Source organism: Variovorax nivicola (assembly GCF_051216475.1).
Classification (GTDB): Bacteria; Pseudomonadota; Gammaproteobacteria; order Burkholderiales; family Burkholderiaceae_C; genus Variovorax.
Genome location: NZ_JBPJZK010000005.1, coordinates 265,583 through 285,332 on the forward strand (window position 1 = coordinate 265,583; position 19,750 = coordinate 285,332).

Annotated in this window: 13 protein-coding genes and 2 pseudogenes; 10 read left to right on the forward strand and 5 right to left on the reverse strand. The window is 65.0% G+C overall.

The features are described 5' to 3' along the window. Positions 1–7: 7 nt before the first annotated feature. The 3 genes from sdhD to ACSFBF_RS21525 form a co-directional block, all read right to left on the reverse strand. Positions 8–373, reverse strand: a complete 366-nt coding sequence (gene sdhD / locus ACSFBF_RS21515; RefSeq protein ID WP_258350678.1) for a succinate dehydrogenase, hydrophobic membrane anchor protein — start codon at positions 371–373, stop codon at positions 8–10. A gap of 13 nt (positions 374–386) precedes the next feature. Further along, positions 387–833 (reverse strand): succinate dehydrogenase, cytochrome b556 subunit, encoded by a 447-nt coding sequence (sdhC, locus tag ACSFBF_RS21520; protein WP_435470498.1) that lies wholly within the window; start codon positions 831–833, stop codon positions 387–389. Positions 834–1,067: 234 nt separating this feature from the next. Continuing rightward, positions 1,068–1,826, reverse strand: coding sequence for a GntR family transcriptional regulator (locus ACSFBF_RS21525; RefSeq protein WP_435470500.1), 759 nt, complete (start codon positions 1,824–1,826; stop codon positions 1,068–1,070). 184 nt (positions 1,827–2,010) lie between these two features. Here ACSFBF_RS21525 and ACSFBF_RS21530 point away from each other — a divergent pair, with 184 nt between their 5' ends. From ACSFBF_RS21530 to ACSFBF_RS21550, 5 genes are all read left to right on the forward strand, one after another. Further along, entirely contained in the window at positions 2,011–2,997 is a 987-nt protein-coding gene (locus tag ACSFBF_RS21530) for a malate dehydrogenase (protein ID WP_042578072.1), read from the forward strand. Positions 2,998–3,012: 15 nt separating this feature from the next. After that, positions 3,013–3,798: a trans-aconitate 2-methyltransferase gene (gene tam, locus ACSFBF_RS21535; protein WP_435470502.1), complete on the forward strand. Its 786-nt coding sequence runs from the start codon at positions 3,013–3,015 to the stop codon at positions 3,796–3,798. Then, positions 3,795–4,793 (forward strand): HpcH/HpaI aldolase/citrate lyase family protein, encoded by a 999-nt coding sequence (locus ACSFBF_RS21540; protein ID WP_435470504.1) that lies wholly within the window; start codon positions 3,795–3,797, stop codon positions 4,791–4,793. Before tam ends, ACSFBF_RS21540 begins: the two co-directional genes overlap by 4 nt. Positions 4,794–4,829: 36 nt before the next feature. Then, on the forward strand, positions 4,830–5,387 hold the full coding sequence (locus tag ACSFBF_RS21545; RefSeq protein WP_435470506.1) for a hypothetical protein: 558 nt from the start codon (positions 4,830–4,832) through the stop codon (positions 5,385–5,387). 76 nt (positions 5,388–5,463) lie between these two features. After that, positions 5,464–8,049, forward strand: coding sequence for a bifunctional aconitate hydratase 2/2-methylisocitrate dehydratase (locus ACSFBF_RS21550; protein WP_435470508.1), 2,586 nt, complete (start codon positions 5,464–5,466; stop codon positions 8,047–8,049). Positions 8,050–8,128: 79 nt separating this feature from the next. On the opposite strand, the gene ACSFBF_RS21555 is transcribed toward ACSFBF_RS21550, so the two are convergent. Next, complete coding sequence (locus ACSFBF_RS21555; protein WP_435470510.1) at positions 8,129–8,989, reverse strand: hypothetical protein; 861 nt, start codon at positions 8,987–8,989, stop codon at positions 8,129–8,131. 17 nt (positions 8,990–9,006) lie between these two features. Beyond that, positions 9,007–10,143 (reverse strand): DUF2827 domain-containing protein, encoded by a 1,137-nt coding sequence (locus ACSFBF_RS21560; protein ID WP_435470512.1) that lies wholly within the window; start codon positions 10,141–10,143, stop codon positions 9,007–9,009. Between the two features lie 500 nt (positions 10,144–10,643). Here ACSFBF_RS21560 and ACSFBF_RS21565 point away from each other — a divergent pair. The 5 genes and pseudogenes from ACSFBF_RS21565 to ACSFBF_RS21585 all read left to right on the forward strand — a co-directional run. Continuing rightward, a pseudogene (locus ACSFBF_RS21565) lies at positions 10,644–15,866 on the forward strand (ESPR-type extended signal peptide-containing protein); the annotation flags it as partial. 24 nt (positions 15,867–15,890) lie between these two features. Beyond that, positions 15,891–16,772 (forward strand): annotated as a pseudogene (locus ACSFBF_RS21570) (YadA-like family protein); the annotation flags it as partial. Positions 16,773–16,862: 90 nt separating this feature from the next. Further along, positions 16,863–18,014, forward strand: coding sequence for a DUF2827 family protein (locus ACSFBF_RS21575; RefSeq protein WP_435470514.1), 1,152 nt, complete (start codon positions 16,863–16,865; stop codon positions 18,012–18,014). Next, entirely contained in the window at positions 18,011–19,135 is a 1,125-nt protein-coding gene (locus ACSFBF_RS21580) for a DUF2827 domain-containing protein (RefSeq protein ID WP_435470516.1), read from the forward strand. The genes ACSFBF_RS21575 and ACSFBF_RS21580 overlap by 4 nt, the downstream gene beginning before the upstream one ends. 8 nt (positions 19,136–19,143) lie before the next feature. After that, positions 19,144–19,734 (forward strand): hypothetical protein, encoded by a 591-nt coding sequence (locus tag ACSFBF_RS21585; RefSeq protein ID WP_435470518.1) that lies wholly within the window; start codon positions 19,144–19,146, stop codon positions 19,732–19,734. Positions 19,735–19,750: the final 16 nt, after the last annotated feature.

The window sequence follows — 19,750 nt, forward strand, 5'->3', positions numbered from 1 at the left end:
GGTGGGGTCAGATCTTCCAAAGCACTTGAATGGCCCAACCCGCACAACCGACAAGCCAGACGATGGTGAAAATTTGCAGCACGAGACGGATGCCGACGGGCTGGACGTAGTCCATCCAGACGTCGCGCATGCCGACCCACACGTGGTAGAGCAGGGCGATGATCACGGAGAACGTCAGCACCTTCATCCACTGCGCGGCAAAGATGCCGGCCCAGAGGTCGTAGCCGATGGGGCCGCGGGTGAAGATCAGTTGCGCGAGCAGCACGATCGTGAAGAGCGCCATCAGGCCGCCCGTGATGCGCTGGCTGAGCCAGTCGCGCAGACCGTAGTGCGCGCCGACGACGATGCGCTTGGAGCCGTAGTTCACAGACATGGTTGGCTCCCTCTCAGTACAGGCCGAACAGCTTGGCGCCGAGCACCACGGTGAGCAGGATGCTCAGTGCCAGCGTGACGATGGCCGAGCTGTGGCCGAATTCCTTGGTCACTGCGGCGTGGCTCACGTCCATCCACAGATGGCGCAGGCCGGCGATGAAGTGGTGCAGGTAGGCCCAGATGAGCGCGAGAGCGACCAGCTTGAAGAACCACCCCGGAACGAAACCAAGGCCGCTGTTGAAGGCGGCCTTGAACTTGGCGAACGAATAGTCGGAAGACAGCGAGGTGTCGAACATCCAGATGATGAACGGCAGCAGCAGGAACATCAGCACGCCGCTGACGCGATGCAGGATCGACACGATGCCGGCCGGCGGCAGCCGGTAGGTCGTGAGGTCGGTGAAGGCATTGATGTTGCGGAATTCGCGACGCGGAGGCCGGGGGGGAGTTGCAAGCTCTGTCATTGGGGGAAGTGCTTTCGTGGCTTTTGTGACTTGTTGGCTTGTTCTGAGAGCGAACGCTTTTGTTTCTTCTGCGGAAATGCAAACAACGCAAAATTCTATTGCAATGCACCATCGGGCAGCGGACATGCACGAGTCGGCGCACCGTTGCAGTCGGATGCTATTGACTTCGTAGCGCAATGCGCAGCTTGTATGCGCACGTTGGCGCGGCGGTGTTCTGCCTTCGTCTGCATCGGATCAGCCCAGCTGGTTCCTGTAGTGGTGCGTGTCGGTGCGATAGAGCCCGCGGCGCAGCTCCATCGGCATGTCATGGTAGGTGTGCGCCACGCGTTCCACGCTCAACAGGGGCATCTGCAGCGTCACGTCGAGCAGCGCGGCCTGTTCGGCATCGGGCAGCACGGCGCGGATTTTTTCTTCGGCGCGCACCATGCGCACGCCGAACTCGGTTTCGAACAGCGCGTACATCGGGCCGGGCCACGCGCGCAGCCGCTCGGCGGTGAGCCCCTTGAAGGGCGCGCCGGGCAGCCAGAGGTCTTCGAGGATGGTGGGCACGCCGCCGTAGGCGAGCACGCGCCGCACCTGCAGCACCGCGTCGCCCGTGCGCAGGCCGAGCGCACGCGCCACATCGGCCGATGCGCGCTGGCGCTTGCAGTCGACGATGGTGCGCACCGCCGGGCCCTCGGTGTTCAGGTCGCCCGTATCGGGCACGAGCTTGAGGAAGCGGTACTGCACATGCTGCTCGGCATGCGTGGCGACGAAAGTGCCCTTGCCCTGGCGGCGCACCACGAGGTTTTCGGCAGAGAGTTCGTCGATGGCCTTGCGCACCGTGCCCTGGCTCACGCGATAGCGCACGGCCAGGTCCATCTCGCTCGGAATGGGTTCGCCAGGCTTCCACTCGCCCGCCTGCAGGCTCTGCAGGATCAGGGTCTTGATCTGCTGGTAGAGCGGACTGAAGGACGGCGTCGCGGGCTCGTCGAATGTGGTGGGCGTGTTCATGGCAGCGGTGGGGTGCGCCTTGGCGGACCCCCGGAGGATATCTTATATAAGACATAAGACGAGGCTCATTGAATCGGCTTAAAATGCGGCCGGTCTCGCGCTGCGGGAAGTATTCCCAGCCCGCAGAACCCCTGGCGCCCCACGAGAGCGCCGACACCGTTTCATTACCTTCTGGAGTCTTCCCATGAGCAAAAAGCCCGTCCGCGTTGCCGTCACCGGTGCCGCCGGTCAAATCGGTTACGCCCTGTTGTTCCGTATCGCCTCTGGTGAAATGCTCGGCAAAGACCAGCCGGTCATCTTGCAACTGCTCGAAATCCCCGACGAGAAGGCCCAGAAGGCGCTCAAGGGCGTGATGATGGAGCTCGACGACTGCGCCTTCCCGCTGCTGGCCGGCATGGAAGCCCACGGCGACCCGATGACCGCCTTCAAGGACGCCGACTACGCACTGCTTGTCGGTTCGCGTCCCCGCGGCCCCGGCATGGAGCGTGCCGAACTGCTGGCCGTCAACGGCGCCATCTTCACCGCGCAAGGCAAGGCCCTCAACGCCGTCGCCAGCCGCAACGTCAAGGTGCTGGTGGTCGGCAACCCGGCCAACACCAACGCCTACATTGCCATGAAGAGCGCTCCCGACCTGCCGCGCAAGAACTTCACCGCCATGCTGCGCCTGGACCACAACCGCGCTGCCAGCCAGATCGCTGCCAAGACTGGCAAGGCCGTGGCCGACATCGAAAAGCTCACCGTCTGGGGCAACCACTCGCCCACGATGTACGCCGACTACCGCTTCGCCACCATCAACGGCGAAAGCGTCGCCAAGATGATCAACGACCAGGAATGGAACGCCAACACCTTCCTGCCGACCGTCGGCAAGCGCGGCGCGGCCATCATCGAAGCACGCGGCCTGTCGTCGGCTGCCTCGGCTGCCAACGCCGCCATCGACCACATGCGCGACTGGGCCCTGGGCACCAACGGCAAGTGGGTCACCATGGGCATCCCGTCGGACGGCCAGTACGGCATTCCGAAGGACGTGATGTTCGGCTTCCCGGTCACCTGCGAAAACGGTGAATACAAGCTGGTCGAAGGCCTCGAGATCGATGCATTCAGCCAGGAACGCATCAACAAGACCCTGGAAGAACTGGAAGGCGAACGCGCCGGCGTCGCTCACCTGCTCTAAGCACGGCCAGCCAGCATGCTCGACTGGAACCCCGCGCTCTACCGTCGCTACGAGGACGAGCGCACCCGACCCGCACAGGAGCTCCTGGCGCGGGTGCCACTGTCCGAGGCCGCCCGCGTGGTCGACCTCGGGTGCGGACCGGGCAACTCCACCGAGCTGCTGGTCAACCGGTTCCCGAAGGCGCGAGTCCTCGGAACCGACAACTCCGAAGCCATGCTGGTCAGTGCGCGCGAGCGCCTGCCGCAGGCGCGCTTCGAGTTGAGCGACATTGCGACCTGGGCGCCGCAATCCAAAGAAGAAGCGCCCGACCTCATTTATGCCAACGCGTCCCTGCAGTGGGTGCCCGATCACGAAAAGCTGATCCCGCGCCTGTTCGACGCGCTGGCCCCGGGTGGCGTGCTCGCCATCCAGATGCCCGACAACCGCCAGGAGCCCACGCACCGCCTGATGCGTGCGGTGGGCGCCGAAGCACCGTGGGCCGAACGCATCGGCGATGCCGACAAGCTGCGCACCCTGCTGCTCGACCTCGGTGGCTACTACGACCTGCTGGCGCCGCGCGCGGTGCACGTCGATGTCTGGCACACGATCTACCAGCACCGCATGGCCGATGCCGCCGCCATCGTCGAATGGGTGCGCGGCACGGGGCTGAAGCCTTTCGTTGACCGGCTGCCGCCGGACCTGCAGGCGAGCTACCTCGCCGAGTACGAACGTCGCGTGAACGAGGCCTATCCGGCGCGCACCGACGGCAAGCGGCTGCTCGCCTTCCCGCGCATGTTCATCGTGGCGCAGAAAAAGGCATGACGAAGACGGCGCACCCTGCTGAAGTACTGCTTGGCGCACAAGCCGGCGCCGTGACGCTGCCTGTGTGCGACCACTACAGCGGCGTCGAGGCGCGCATGAAGAAGAGCCTCGCGCTCCAGGCCGAGATGGCCGAGGAGTTCGGTGCCTGCGTGTTCGACGTCACCCTCGATTGCGAAGACGGCGCCCCGGTGGGCGGCGAAGCCGAGCACGCCGCGCTCGTCACCGAACTGGCGCTGGCCGCCAAGCCTGGCATGCGCGTCGGCGTGCGCGTGCACCCCGTCGACCATCCCGCCTTTGCCGGCGACGTGATCACCATCGCCGGCCGTGCCGCCCAGCGCCTGAGCCATTTGATGGTGCCGAAGGTCGAATCGGTGGCCGATGTGTTGCAGGCCGTTGCGGCGCTCGAGGCGGCGGATGCCGATGCATTGCCGCTGCACGTGCTGATCGAGTCGCCGCTCGCCGTGCACAACGCCTTCGAGATTGCAGCCCATCCGCGCGTGCAGTCGCTGAGCTTCGGCCTGATGGATTTCGTCTCGGCGCATGCCGGCGCCATTCCAGCCGACGGCATGGGCGCGGCAGGGCAGTTCAGCCACCCGCTGGTGGTGCGTGCCAAGCTGGCCATCGCATCGGCCGCGCATGCCTACGGCAAGGTGCCTTCGCACTGCGTGGTCACCGAGTTCAGCAACACCGATGCCATGCGCACGGCCGCTCGCAAGGCGGCCGCCGAATTCGGTTACACGCGCATGTGGAGCATCCATCCGAACCAGATCCGCCCCATCCTCGAGGCCTTTGCGCCCGACGAGGCGCAGATTCAAGTTGCCACACAAATCATTGCAAAAGCGGCGCTTGCTGATTGGGCTCCGACACAAATTGATGGCACATTGCACGACCGCGCGAGCTACCGCCACTTTTGGCAGGTTCTGACGCGCGCCCATGCAACAGGGCGCGCGTTGCCCCCCGAGGCGAAAGCCTGGTTTGCGCTCGCGGCCTCCTGAAACTTCCCCTGAATCCAGCCTCAAGGAAACCCACACATGAAGAAAATTGCCCTGATCGCCGCCGTTGCACTGGCCCTGCCGTTTGCAGCCATCGCGCAGGACGCCAAGCCCGCGGCCAAGCCTGCCGCCAAGGCCGAAGCCAAGAAGACGCCTCCCAAGCGCCAGGTCACCCGCAAGGCGGCCAAGGCTGTCGAGGAAGTCACGCCGATCAACACCGACACCGACGTGGTGCTCAACGACGCCGACCTGGCCGTCGCCCAGCGCGTGTCGATCGGCCGCGCCCAGTGCGAACTCGGCGCCGACGTGACCGTCACGCCCGACGAAAAGAAGCCCGGCTTCTTCACCGTGACCACCAAGGGCCTGAAGTACCGCATGCACCCGGTCGAAAGCCGCACCGGTGCCATCCGTCTCGAAGACCCGCGTGCCGGCGCCATGTGGCTCCAGCTCGGCAACAAGTCGATGCTGATGAACCAGAAGGCCGGCCTGCGCATTGCCGATGAATGCCAGACCGACGCCCAGGTCGCATTTGCCGCAGAAATGAAGAAGAACCCGCCGAAGGCCCTGTTCGAAGGCGCCGACGGCGAAAAGAAGTAAGTAACGAAACGGCGTGCGGCGCGGCTCTTGCTTGCCGCATTGCACGCCAGCCAGCTCAGTTTCCGGAGAAAAGAAGATGTTGCAAGCCTACGTTGACCATGTTGCCGAACGCGCCGCGCTCGGTATTCCGCCGCTGCCCTTGAGCGCGAAGCAGACCTCTGAAGCAATCGAGCTCCTCAAGAGCGCGAACGCCAAAGACGGCGCCTTCCTGCTCGACCTGCTCACCTATCGCGTGCCCGCCGGTGTCGACGACGCCGCCAAGGTCAAGGCGAGCTACCTCGCGGCCGTGGCCCACGGCACCGAGAAGAGCGAGTTCATTTCGCGCGCCCGCGCGACCGAACTGCTCGGCACCATGCTCGGCGGCTACAACATCAGCCCCATGATCGATCTGCTCGACGACGCTGAAGTCGGCGCCGTGGCGGCCGAAGGCCTGAAGAAAACCCTGCTGATGTTCGACCAGTTCCACGACGTCAAGGAAAAGGCCGACAAGGGCAACGCCAACGCCAAGGGCGTGCTGCAAAGCTGGGCCGACGCCGAGTGGTTCACCAGCCGCCCCGAAGTGCCCGAAAGCATCACCGTCAGCATCTTCAAGGTGGCTGGCGAAATCAACACCGACGACCTGTCGCCCGCACCCGACGCGACGACCCGTCCCGACATTCCGATGCACGCGCTGGCGATGCACAAGAACGCGCGCCCGGGCATCGTGCCCGAGGAAGACGGCAAGCGCGGCCCGGTGAAGTTCATCGAAGACCTGCGCGCGCGCGGCCATCTCGTGGCCTATGCCGGCGACGTGGTCGGCACGGGTTCTTCGCGCAAGAGCGCGACCAACTCGGTGCTCTGGTTCACCGGCGAAGACATTCCCTTCGTGCCGAACAAGCGTTTCGGCGGCGTCTGCCTCGGCGGCAAGATCGCTCCCATCTTCTACAACACCATGGAAGACTCGGGCGCGCTGCCCATCGAGCTCGACGTGGCGCAGATGAACATGGGCGACGTGGTCGAGCTGCGTCCCTACGAAGGCAAGGCGCTGAAGGACGGCAAGGTCATCGCCGAGTTCCAGGTCAAGAGCGACGTGCTGTTCGACGAAGTGCGCGCCGGCGGCCGCATTCCGCTGATCATTGGCCGCGGCCTGACGGCCAAGGCGCGCGAGGCGCTGGGCCTGCCGGTCTCGACGCTGTTCCGCCTGCCGCAAAGCCCGGTCGACACCAAGAAGGGCTTCTCGCTCGCACAGAAGATGGTCGGCCGCGCCTGCGGCCTGCCCGAAGGCCAGGGCGTTCGCCCGGGCACGTACTGCGAACCGAAGATGACCTCGGTCGGCTCGCAGGACACCACCGGCCCGATGACGCGCGACGAGCTGAAGGACCTGGCTTGCCTGGGCTTCTCGGCCGACCTCGTGATGCAGTCGTTCTGCCACACGGCGGCGTACCCGAAGAAGGTCGACGTCAAGATGCACCACGAGCTGCCCGAGTTCATGGCCAACCGCGGCGGCGTGTCGCTGCGCCCCGGCGACGGCGTGATCCATTCCTGGCTCAATCGCCTGCTGACGCCCGACACCGTGGGCACGGGCGGCGACAGCCACACCCGCTTCCCCATCGGCATCAGCTTCCCGGCGGGCTCGGGCCTCGTGGCCTTCGCTGCTGCCACCGGCGTGATGCCGCTGGACATGCCCGAATCGGTGCTCGTGCGCTTCAAGGGCAAGATGCAACCCGGCGTGACGCTGCGTGACCTGGTCAACGCGATTCCGCTGTACGCCATCAAGTCCGGCCTGCTGACGGTCGAGAAGAAGGGCAAGAAGAACATCTTCTCGGGCCGCATCCTCGAAATCGAAGGCCTGCCCGACCTGAAGGTGGAGCAAGCCTTCGAATTGAGCGACGCCTCGGCCGAACGCTCGGCCGCCGGCTGCACGGTGCACCTGAACAAGGAACCGATCATCGAGTACATCAACAGCAACATCACGCTGATGAAGTGGATGATTGCCGAAGGCTATGCAGATGCCCGCACGCTGGCACGTCGCATCGCCGCGCAGGAAGCTTGGCTTGCGGACCCGCAACTGCTCAAGGGCGATGCCGACGCTGACTACGCCGCCGTGATCGAGATCGACCTGGCCGAAATCCACGAACCCATCGTGGCCTGCCCGAACGACCCCGATGACGTGAAGACGCTCAGCGACGTCTCCGGCGCCGTGATCGACGAAGTGTTCATCGGCTCGTGCATGACCAACATCGGCCACTTCCGCGCCGCGTCGAAGCTGCTCGAAGGCAAGCGCGACATTCCGGTCAAGCTGTGGATCGCGCCGCCCACCAAGATGGACGCGCAGCAACTCACCGAAGAAGGCCACTACGGCGTGTTCGGCAATGCCGGTGCCCGCACCGAAATGCCGGGCTGCTCGCTGTGCATGGGCAACCAGGCACAAGTGCGCGAAGGCGCGACGGTGATGTCGACCAGCACGCGAAACTTCCCCAACCGCCTGGGCAAGAACACCAACGTGTACCTCGGCTCGGCCGAACTGGCCGCCATCTGCTCGCGCCTGGGTCGCATCCCGACCCGCGAGGAGTACATGGCCGCCACGGGCGTGCTCGATGCGTCCAGCGCGCAGATCTACCAGTACCTGAACTTCGACAAGATCGAGGACTACAAGGGCGTGGCGGACACGGTCGCGGCCTGATCTCCTTCGTTCGGGTTGCCCCAACGACAAAGCCCCGCTTCGGCGGGGCTTTTTTATTGGCGGGGCGCGTTCGTTCAGTTCAGAGCGACGGCGCGTTGGGCTTCAGATACTCCTGGCCCGTGAGCACCATCTTTGCTCCGACCGGGCCGCCCACCGCATGGGGCAGGGAGGTCAGCAGCGAGTTGGCGAAGTCGCCGCGGTACAGCTTGGCGCCCTGGTGCGTCAGGTTGGAGTTGGCGTCGATGTAGATCGACTCGCCCAGCCCCGACCACAGGCGGCAGAAGCCGTAGTCCTCCGAGAGATAGCGGCGCGTCTGCGGGTCGACCATGACATCGAAGAAGCGGTAGTGCAGGCCGAGGTCGGCCTCGCCGATGCTGTCGGGCACATAGGCGAGATCGGGGTAGCTCGCCATGAGCCGCTCGAACACGGTGCGCTTGATCACCATGAAGCCGGTCGGCGCCTCTGTCATCTCCATGAAGCCGTCGGGCTGGATCTTGAGCTCGACCTGCGAAGTGGCCTCCGAAGCCTTGGCGTTGACCGTGTAGCGCGTGAAGGTGGCCTCGAACTGCTGCTGCGTCGTGCCCGCGGCCACGCCGCCGTCAGGCCAGTTCTCCCGCTTCAGTGGATAGACGCCGGCCGCGATGTCGTAGCCCGACAGCAGCAGCCGGAAGGCCGCCTGCGCCGAGAAGCCGATGTCGGCGTCAATCCAGAACAGGTGGGTCCATTGCGGATTGGCGAGGAACTGGGCCACGCAGTTGTTCCGCGCGCGCGTCACCAGGCTCTCGCCCTGGTGCATCAGCACCTGCATCCGCATGCCGGCGCGCTCGGCCTGGACGGTGAAGTTCAGCATCGAGGCGACGTAGTTCTGGAAGAACTTGCCGTCGTGACTCGGCGTCACGACCACGGGAAAGAACTGCCGGAGTTCGGACGGGTCAAGCATGTCGGGGCTCCGTGTGCCTATCGGGCGGGGCGCTGCATCAGGCCGAGCAGCAGGTTGTTGTAGACCTCGGTGGCCGCGGCGTTGCCGGGGAGGTGGCGGTCGATCAGGCTGCGCTGGCGCTCGCGGTAGGCGGCTGCCTGCGCATCATGCGTGTCGATGGCTTCGAGCACGCGGGCGCTGCCACCGGCCACGTCGTTGCCCTGGTAGTAGTAGCCGAGATCCGCGCACAGGTGCGCGTTGTGCACCAGCGGATAGCCCTGCCAGCAGGTTTCCAGGTAGAAATAGTTGAGCGGGTTCTCCCACTGGTGCGAGACCACGATGTCGGTGTTCTGCGCGAGGAACACAGGCGTTTCGTGCCGGCCCAGGAAGACCGCCTTGTGCTCGCGGACCAGGTCGAGCTGGTTCATCAGCGTGATGAACTCCATGTTTTCCTTGGCCAGCCGTTCGGCATTGGTGACTTGCAGCAGTGCGATGGCTTCAGGCCGGGCGCGATAGGCCAGCTCGGCGATCAGTACCGGGTAGAGGCAGAACTTCACCACGTTGATGTTTGGCTCCATCACGCTGAGCCGGCGCGGCCCGGCGTGCGGCTGGTAGACGCCGGCATCGGGCAGGGCGCGCGTGCGCTCGTCCAGGAACACCGGGCTCCAGACGAAGGGCACGGCGCGCGCCTCGGCCCGGCGCAGCACCTCGAAGTACGGCTGGCTGATGTTCGCCACCTGCGGAACCATCCAGATGTCGTCGTAACGCCGGTTCACGAACAGGTTCTGCCCCCAGAGCGGCTTGTTGAACAGCATCGACTCCATGGCGTGCACGTATTCGAAGCCGCAGCAATAAGACACCAGCCGCGCGCCGCGCTGCTTCAGGTAGTCGGTCTGCGCCGCGTCGATCTGGCCGCCGAGCTCGATCAGCACATCCACGTTGTCCTTGGCTGTCTCGAAGGTCACGGTAGGCCAGCGTGCCTGGTCCCAGGGCAGGGCGGCGGTGATGGGAATGGCCGTGGTGTTGACCAGCACCACCGAGGCGACGCCGGGACAGTGTTTCAGGGCTTCCGCCAGAAACACGGCGTTCTGCTTGATGCCGTTATTCCAGAGGGTTTCGGCCTCGTGATGGAGGCCGATGGTGATTCCAATTCGGAGCCTGGAGGCGTGGGGCATTGAATTGTTTCTTAGATGTTAATTCCGGCGCGAGCTATTGGTGTGACAAAAATCACAGGCATTTGATTTGCTGTCTTGTGATTAATTTCACGTTTTTCAATTCTCGGGTGATTTGGTGGTCTTGCAAAAGGAAAAAGTGAATGACTCCGGGGTACGAGTCAGAAGTCCTTGAAAAGACGCTTCGATGAGCGAAGTTCACTGCAAATGGGCTGAGTCGAAGCCTGTCCAAATCTTAATCGACTCCGTTTTCCGTGGATTGCCAGTGACTCCGAGCTGCATAAGACAAGAGACTTTATGAAATTTTTGTGAACTAAATCATCAGAGGCGATTTTCGAGTTTGCTGCAGCGCACCTGAAATGTAAACAACTCCGTACATTCCAGCATTCTTGTAATCAAGCGCAGCCGAAACGTGCGCTTTCAGCGATGGAACCTGACGCAGGGCGCATCGCATTTCTGTCGATACGAATCTGTCCATCCATCACCGCGAGCCTGAATAGAAAATGAATAAGTCCTACAGAAGCATCTGGAACGAAGCCCTGGGAGCATGGGTAGCGGCGTCCGAAATCACATCGGCAAGAGGCAAGAGAAGCGGCAGCACGAAGCGGTCGACCTTCCGTCTCCTGGCCGTGGCGGCCATCTATGGGGCGATGCAGGGCGGGTCTGGGGTGGCATACGCCAACCTCATCTACACGGACAGCACGTGCGTGACGGGATCGAGTCAAGTTGTCGGCCGCGTGAACCCCGGAAGCACTACCAACGGCAACGGATCGATTGGCGCACCGAGCGGCTCACCGACGCAGGACGGTTCGGGCACTTACTCTGTGGTGGCGGGATGTAACGCGACCGGTACGGGCGCGACCGCGGTGACCGTGTACGGGGCATTCGCGCAAGGCCGGGCGACCGGTGCTTCCGCTTTCGGCTTTCTCAGCAACGCAAGCGGCAAGTGGAGCAGCGCCTACGGGCTCGAGTCGAGCGCAGGCGGCATTTCCAGCATCGCAATGGGCTTCGGCAGCAACGCTGCCGCGCTCAATTCCGTCGCCATCGGCGGCGCGGGCGGGGACGGCACCACCGCGCTGACCGTTGCCAACTCGACCACCGCCTCGGGCACCGGATCGGTGGCCATCGGCAGCAATGCGACCAAGGGCGCGCAGGCGACCGCGACGGATTCCATCGCCATCGGCGGCCAGGCCTTCGTCAGCTCCGGGGCGACCTCGGGCGTGGCCATCGGTCGCGGCGCTAACGTTGCGGGTTCCAGCGCGGTAGCGATGGGCGACGGCGCGAACGCGCGAGGTGGCAATACCATCGCCATCGGCACAAATGCCAATGCGACGGCGACCGGCGCCTCGAATCTTGCGATCGGCTGGGGTGCTGTGGCGACGGGTACGGCCGCGTCGCTGGGTGATTCCACCGCCCTTGGTACGAGTGCCAAGGCTACCGGCCAGGACTCGACCGCGGTCGGCGGCCAGACCACCGCCAGCGGCAGGAACACGCTGGCGATCGGCAACAACGGCACGACAGCATCCGCGGATGGCGCGACCGCCTTCGGCGTGAGCGCGACCGCCTCCGGCCAGAACTCGCTCGCGGCAGGCAATGGCTCCGTGGCCTCGAATACGGGCTCGATCGCGATCGGCAGCAATACGAGTGGGGTGGCCCAGTCGGCGGCCACCGACGGCATCGCGATCGGTGGGCAATCCAACGTCGCTGCGGCGGCAACCTCCGGCGTTGCCGTTGGACGTGGTTCAGTCGTCAACGGCGCATCCGGTGTTGCCGTCGGCGACAGCGCCAATGCAGCGTATGCAAACAGCGTCGCGATCGGCGCGGGCAGCGTGACCGGCGCTGCGGCGCCTGCAGGCAAGGGGTACCTCACCAACAGCAACGGACCTGCGTCCGAGGTTTCGGTGGGTTCGTCTTCCGCCCTGCGTCGAATCACGAACGTGGCCGATGGTGCAGCGCCGCAGGACGCCGTGACGGTGGCTCAACTGAGCACCGGCATGAGCACTACTACGAGCAGCATCGGCAGCTTGTCGACAGGCCTGAGCACGACCAATAGTCGGGTCTCTAGCCTGTCCACGGGCCTGAGCACGACGAACAGCGCTGTTGCGAGCCTGTCGACCTCTACCTCCACGGGCTTGAGCACTGCAACGAGCAGCATCGGTAGCCTTTCGACTGGCCTGAGCACGACCAACAGCAACGTCTCCAGCCTGTCCACCGGCCTGAGCACCACGAACAGCGCCGTTGCGAGCCTGTCGACCTCGACCTCCACGGGCCTGAGCACGGCGACGAGCAGTATCGGTAGCCTGTCTACGGGTCTCAGCACGACCAACAGCAGGGTTACCAGCCTGTCGACTGGCCTGAGCACAACCAACAGCAACGTCTCCAGCCTGTCCACAGGGCTGAGCACCACGAACAGCGCTGTCGCCAGCCTGTCGACTTCGACCTCGACGGGCCTGAGCACCGCGACCAGCAGCATCGGCAGCTTGTCCACGGGCTTGAGCACGACAAACAGCAATGTGACCAGCCTGTCGACTTCGACCTCGACGGGTCTGAGCACGGCGACCAGCAGCATTGGTAGCCTGTCGACTGGTCTGAGCACGACGAACAGCGCCGTTGCGAGTCTGTCCACTTCGACGTCGACGGGGCTGAGTACTGCGACGAGCAGCATCGGCAGTCTGTCTACGGGCCTGAGCACGACCAACAGCGCCGTTGCGAGCCTGTCGACCTCGACCTCGACAGGCCTGAGCACAGCGACCAGCAGCATTGGCAGCCTGTCGACTGGTCTCAGCACGACCAACAGCAATGTGTCCAGCCTGTCGACTTCGACGTCGACTGGCCTGAGCACCGCGACGAGCAGCATCGGCAGCCTGTCGACCGGCCTGAGCACGACCAACAGCAACGTCTCCAGCCTGTCCACTGGCCTGAGCACCGCAACAAGCGGCATCGGTAGCCTGTCGACCGGCCTGAGCACGACCAACAGCAACCTCGGCACCCTGAGCTCGTCGGTCAGCTCGATCTACAACACGGGCACGAAGTACTTCCACGCCAACAGCACTGGCGCGGACAGCCAGGCCAACGGGGCCGACAGCGTGGCCATCGGCCAGAACGCGATCTCCAACGGCGACAACAGCGTGGCGGTCGGCAAGAACGCGCAGACCACCAAGCCCGACAGCGTGGCGCTGGGTGCGAACTCGGTTGCCAGCGTGGGTGCGTTGGCCAACTACGACGCGTTCGGTCTGACGAGCAAACAAAGCTCGTCAGGTGAAGTGAACGTGGGCAACCGTCAGATCACGGGCGTGGCGCCGGGCAGCGCGGACCAGGACGCCGTCAACGTCCTGCAAGTCAAGACCATCACTGCTTCGTTGTCGAGCAGCATCGGTACCGCGACGAGCAGCATTGCCAGCCTTTCGACGGGGCTGAGCACGGCGACGAGCAGCATCGGTAGTCTGTCGACGGGCCTTAGCACCACGAACAGCAACGTGACCAGCCTGTCGACTTCGACGTCGACCGGTCTGAGCACGGCGACCAGCAGCATCGGTAGCCTGTCGACTGGCTTGAGCACCACGAACAGCAGCGTTGCCAGCCTGTCGACCTCGACCTCGACGGGGCTGAGCACTGCCACGAGCAGCATCGGTAGCCTGTCCACGGGCTTGAGCACGACCAACAGCAATGTGACCAGTCTGTCGACCTCGACATCGACCGGTCTGAGCACCGCGACGAGCAGCATCGGCAGCTTGTCGACTGGCTTGAGCACGACCAACAGCAACGTGACCAGCCTGTCGACCTCGACGTCGACGGGTCTGAGCACGGCGACCAGCAGCATCGGCAGTCTGTCCACGGGCTTGAGCACGACAAACAGCAACGTGACCAGTCTGTCGACCTCGACGTCGACGGGTCTGAGCACGGCGACCAGCAGCATCGGCAGTCTGTCCACGGGCTTGAGCACGACAAACAGCAACGTGACCAGTCTGTCGACCTCGACGTCGACCGGTCTGAGTACTGCGACCAGCAGCATCGGTAGCCTGTCAACTGGCTTGAGCACGACCAACAGCAATGTGACCAGCCTGTCGACCTCGACGTCGACGGGTCTGAGCACGGCGACGAGCAGCATCGACAGCTTGTCCACGGGCTTGAGCACGACCAACAGCAACGTGACCAGTCTGTCGACCTCGACGTCGACGGGTCTGAGCACGGCGACGAGCAGCATCGACAGCTTGTCCACGGGCTTGAGCACGACCAACAGCAACGTGACCAGTCTGTCGACCTCGACGTCGACGGGTCTGAGCACCGCCACAAGCAGCATCGGCAGCCTGTCCACCGGCCTCAGCACCGCCAACAGCAGCATCGGCAGCCTGTCCACAGGCGTCGCGAACTCGGTCCAGTACGACGATGCAACTCACACCAAGGTCACGCTGGGCGGCGCTGGTGCGACATCGCCGGTCATCCTGACCAACGTTGCCGCGGGTGTGAACCCCACCGATGCGGTGAACTTCGGCCAGCTGACTTCGCTGTCGACCTCGGTTTCCAGCGGTATTGCCAGCCTGTCGACTTCCACTTCGACTGGCTTGAGCACTGCGACGAGCAGCATCGGCAGTCTGTCCACCGGCCTGAGCACGACGAACAGCAACGTTGCGAGCTTGTCGACCTCGACCTCCACAGGCCTGAGCACTGCCACAAGCAGCATCGGCAGCCTGTCTACGTCGACATCGACGGGCCTGAGCACGGCGACCAGCAGTATCGGCAGCCTGTCCACGGGCCTGAGCACGACGAACAGCAATGTGACCAGTCTGTCGACCTCGACGTCGACAGGTCTGAGCACCGCCACAAGCAGTATCGGCAGTTTGTCCACGTCGACTTCGACGGGCATCAGCAGCCTGTCGACCAGCCTGAGCACGACCAACAGCAACGTCTCCAGCCTGTCGACTTCGACCTCCACGGGCCTGAGCACTGCCACGAGCAGCATCGACAGCCTGTCCACGTCGACTTCAACGGGCTTGAGCACGGCGACCAGCAGCATCAGCAGCTTGTCGACCGGCCTGAGCACGACGAACAGCAATGTGACCAGTCTCTCGACCTCGGTCTCCACGGGCCTGAGCACTGCCACGAGCAGCATCGACAGCCTGTCGACTTCGACCTCGACGGGCCTGAGCACGGCGACCAGCAGCATCAGCAGCCTGTCGACCGGCCTGAGCACGACGAACAGCAATGTGGCGAGTCTGTCGACGAGCCTGAGCGGTTCGACAAGCGCCATTGCCAGCCTGTCGACTTCGACGTCGACTGGCCTGAGCACGACAAACAGCAGCGTTGCGAGCCTGTCGACCTCGACCTCCACGGGGCTGAGCACTGCCACGAGCAGCATCGACAGTTTGTCCACGTCGACTTCGACGGGCCTGAGCACTGCGACAAGCAGCATCGGAAGCCTGTCGACCGGCTTGAGCACGACGAACAGCAGTGTCGCAAGCCTTTCCACGTCGACCTCGTCGGGCCTGAGCACCGCGACCAGCAACATCGCCAGTCTCTCGACCGGTGTCGGCAGCCTGTCGACCAGCCTGAGCACGACCAACGTCAACGTCAACAGCCTGAGCACGTCGGTCAACCAGATCTACAACACCGGCACCAAGTACTTCCACGCCAACTCGACGGCGGCAGACGCAGATGCCAGCGGCCAGGAAGCCGTGGCGATCGGCCCGCAGTCGGTGGCCAGCGGCGCCAACTCCTTCGCGGCCGGCAACGGTGCGAAGGCCACGGCCGACGGTGCGGTGGCGGTGGGCTTCGGTGCGCAGGCCACGGGTGCGAACGCGATCGCCATCGGCACGGGTGCACTGGCCACGGGCTCGCAGGCCATCGGCGCGAACTCCCGCGCGGGCGGTGGCGGTGTGGCGCTGGGCGACAACGCGGATGCCGGCGGCACACAGCTGAGCAAGGCGCAGAACATCTCGCAGGGCACGGCCATCGGCTTCGGCGCAATCGTGACGCAAAGCGGCGGCGTGGCACTGGGCTCGGGCTCGGTAGCTTCCACTGCGGCGGGCGTGGCCGGCTACGTGCCGGGCGGTGCCACGGCGCAGCAGCAGGCCGCCATTCAGGCGACCACCAGCACGCAGGCTGCGGTGTCGGTGGGCGATGCAGCCAACGGCCAGTACCGCCAGATCACGGGCGTGGCAGCGGGCTCGGCCGACAGCGACGCGACCAACGTGGCGCAACTCAAGGCATCGGCAGCCGCTGCGAAGGCCGGCAGCGTGCAGTACGCGACCAACCCGGACGGCTCGGTCAACACCAACCAGATCACGCTGGCGCCGGGCGGCACGCGCATCAGCAACGTGGCACCGGGCATCCTGCCGGGCGATGCGGTCAACGTGCAGCAGCTGAACCAGGTGCAGAGCCAGGTCGGCGACGTGGCCCGCATTGCCTACTCGGGCACGGCCATGGCCTTCGCGATGTCGGGCACCTACCTGCCGACGCTGTACCCCGGCGAGAAGACGGTGGGCGTGGGCTTCGGCAGCTACAAGGGCTACAGCGCGGTGGCGCTGACCTTCAAGGCGCTGTCCGACGACGGCAAGATGTCCTGGGGCGCGGGCCTGACGACCACGGGCAAGGAGTGGGGCGTCAACGCCGGCATCGGCTGGAAGTGGAAGTAAAGCAATAAGCCACTGAATCGGCCCGCACGACCGGGCGGCTCCCGCGCTGATGGTGCGGGAGCCGTTTTTTTTGGTACACACTCGGCCTCCATGCGCATAGGTATTTCAGTCCTCACCCACGCGGGGCAGAACATCTGGGAGAACGGGATGGGGCAGAACGTCCTGTTTCTTGCCCGGCTGCTGCAACGCATCGGGTTCGTCGAATCCGTCACCCTGATCGATGCCGGCGACCAGCCGAACATGCCGCCCCAGGTCGACCTGGCCGCGATGGGCCTGTCCTTCGGGCGGGCGCGCGAGCTGACCGATGCACTGGACGTGGTCATCGAGATGGCCGGCGCGCTCGACGTGCAATGGCTTTCCTACTTTCGCGCGTGCGGCGGCCGAGTGGTGTTCCATTGCGTGGGCCAGCCTTTCGCGGCGCTGGCCGAGCCGATCGTGTTCACCGACAAGGGCCACTTCAGCAAGCCCGACCGCTGCGACGAGGTGTGGCTGCTGCCCAAGGACGCGGTGTTCACGCCCATGATGCGCACCATGCACCGCTGCCCGGTGTTCGAGGTGCCGTACCTCTGGTCGCCGCAGTTCGTGGCCCAGCGCGTCGCGGAGGTCGAGACCGCGGGCCATCGTTTCGGCTACACGCCGCGCACGGTGGAGCAGCCGGGCTTTCGGGTGGCGATCTTCGAGCCCAACATCTCGGTGGTGAAGTCCAGCAGCGTGCCGATGCTGATCTGCGACGGGGCCTACCGCGCCGACCCGGCAGCCGTGACCTCGATGCAGGTGCTCAACACCCTGCACATCAAGGACCACCCGACCATGCTGTACCTGGCGAACTCGCTCGACATCGTGCGCCAGCACAAGGCGGTCTTCCACGGCCGGCACGACTTCGCGGGCTTCATGGTGCAGTTCGCCGACGCGGTGGTGTCGCACCAGTGGCAGAACGACCAGAACTACAGCTACCTCGACGCGCTCTTCGGCAACTACCCGCTGGTGCACAACTCGCCCTGGCTGCGCGATGCGGGCTACTACTACCCCGACTTCGACATCGCTGCCGGTGCAGCGCAACTGCTGCAGGCCGTACGTAATCACGACCGGCAGCTGGACGACTACCGCGCCCGCTCGCAACGCGTCTTCGACGCGGTCGATCCGCTCAACCCCGCGAATGTCGACGGCTATGCGCAGCGCCTGCTGCACCTGGTGGGCGGCAATGCCGCATTCCGTGCCGACGGCGTGAGGGCCGCCGCATGATGCCGGCGAAGCTGAAAGTCGGCGTTTCCATCTTCATCCGCAAGGGCGAGCAGAGCCTGTGGGAAAACGGCGTCTACCAGAACTGCCTGTTCCTCGTGATGCTGCTGCTGCGCTCGCCGCGCGTGGAAAGCGCCGTGCTGGTGGCCGGGGGCGGCGACGGCGGCCCGGCGGACGCCACCAACTTCCTCGCCGATTCGCCGGTGCCCATCATCGACATGGCCACGGCCGGGCAGGAGCTCGACCTCATGATCGAGATGAGCGCCCAGTTGGCCATGCCGTGGTCGGTGGCGTTCCGCGAGCGCGGCGGAAAGATCGTCTCGATGCGCGTGGGCAACGACTACGTGATCGACATCGAGCGCATGATCTTCAACAAGCCGCACGGCCTGCTGATCTCGGGCGCGCCCTACGACGAGGTCTGGACGATTCCCGAGTACGAGGTGTCGTGCAAGCCTTACTTCGAGAGCACCTTCCGCGCGCCCGTGCGGCTCATGCCGCACCTCTGGAGCCCGATGGTGCTGGAGCGCGCCATGACCCGCGCGCCGCAGAGCCCGCCCTTTGCCTACGAGCCCGGGCGCAAGCAGTGGCGCGTGGCCATCTTCGAGCCCAACATCTGCATGGTGAAGACCAGCTTCATCCCGATGCTCAGCTGCGAGGCGGCGCATCGCGCGCAGCCGCGGCTGATCGAGAAGATGTGGGTCTACAACAGCTTTCACCTGAAGGACAAGCCGCTGTTCATCGGCTTCGCGCAGAGCCTGGACATCGTGCAGCACGGGCTGGCCACCTTCGAGGGGCGCTTTCCGATGTACCACGTGATGCCGGGCAAGATCGACGCCGTGTTCGCTCACCACTGGGAGAACGCGCAGAACTACCTCTACTATGAGGCGCTGTACGGCGGCTACCCGCTCGTCCACAACTCGCACCTTATCGGCGACTGCGGCTACCGCTACCACGGCTTCGACTGCGAGGAGGGCGGCCGAGCCTTGCAGCGCGCCTTTGCCGAGCACGACGCCGACCTGCCGGCCTACCGCGAGCGCGCGCGCCGCTTCATCGCCACGCTCGACCCCGAGGGCGAGGACAACGTGCGTGCCTACACCGCCGCCATCGAAAACCTTTACGCATGAGGACCGGGATGAAGCCGACCCAACGATTTCCCCGCCTGCTGCTCGCTGCCCTTGCATTGGCTGCCGCCGGCACCGCGCTTGCCCAGGGCGTGCTGGTGCCCCAGGCCCCGCCCGCGACGCCGCAGGACACGCTCACGCGCGCTGCCACCAGCGTGGGCATCAAGCGCTGCCTGCCGGCCATCACGCGGCTTTCCACGCTCGCCGTGCAGGGTGCTCGCAGCCACGACGTGCTGCTCGACTGGGACCGCAAGCGCCCCGACGCAGGGCCGATGTTCTCGCTGATCGGCATGGAGTTTCCGAACGCCGGCGTGGCCGCGTCGATCACCGCCATTCCTGACGACAGCGGCGCCTGCACCGTGTCGGCCGAACGCATCTCGGTGGCGCCCTTCACCTGCGCGAGCGTCGGCCAGCAGGAGCTGGCGAACTACAAGATGACGCGGCTGCTGCCCAACTACGCGGTCTACACCGACGAGAAGGAGCCGACCTCGTCGGTCTCGCTGATCGATTCGCCGCCGGGCTGCCTGGTCATCCGGCGCTATGTCGAATATGGCTGGCGGGAACCGGCTGCTGCCACGGCCCAGCCTCCGAAGAAGCGATAGGCGCGTCCGTCTCCGA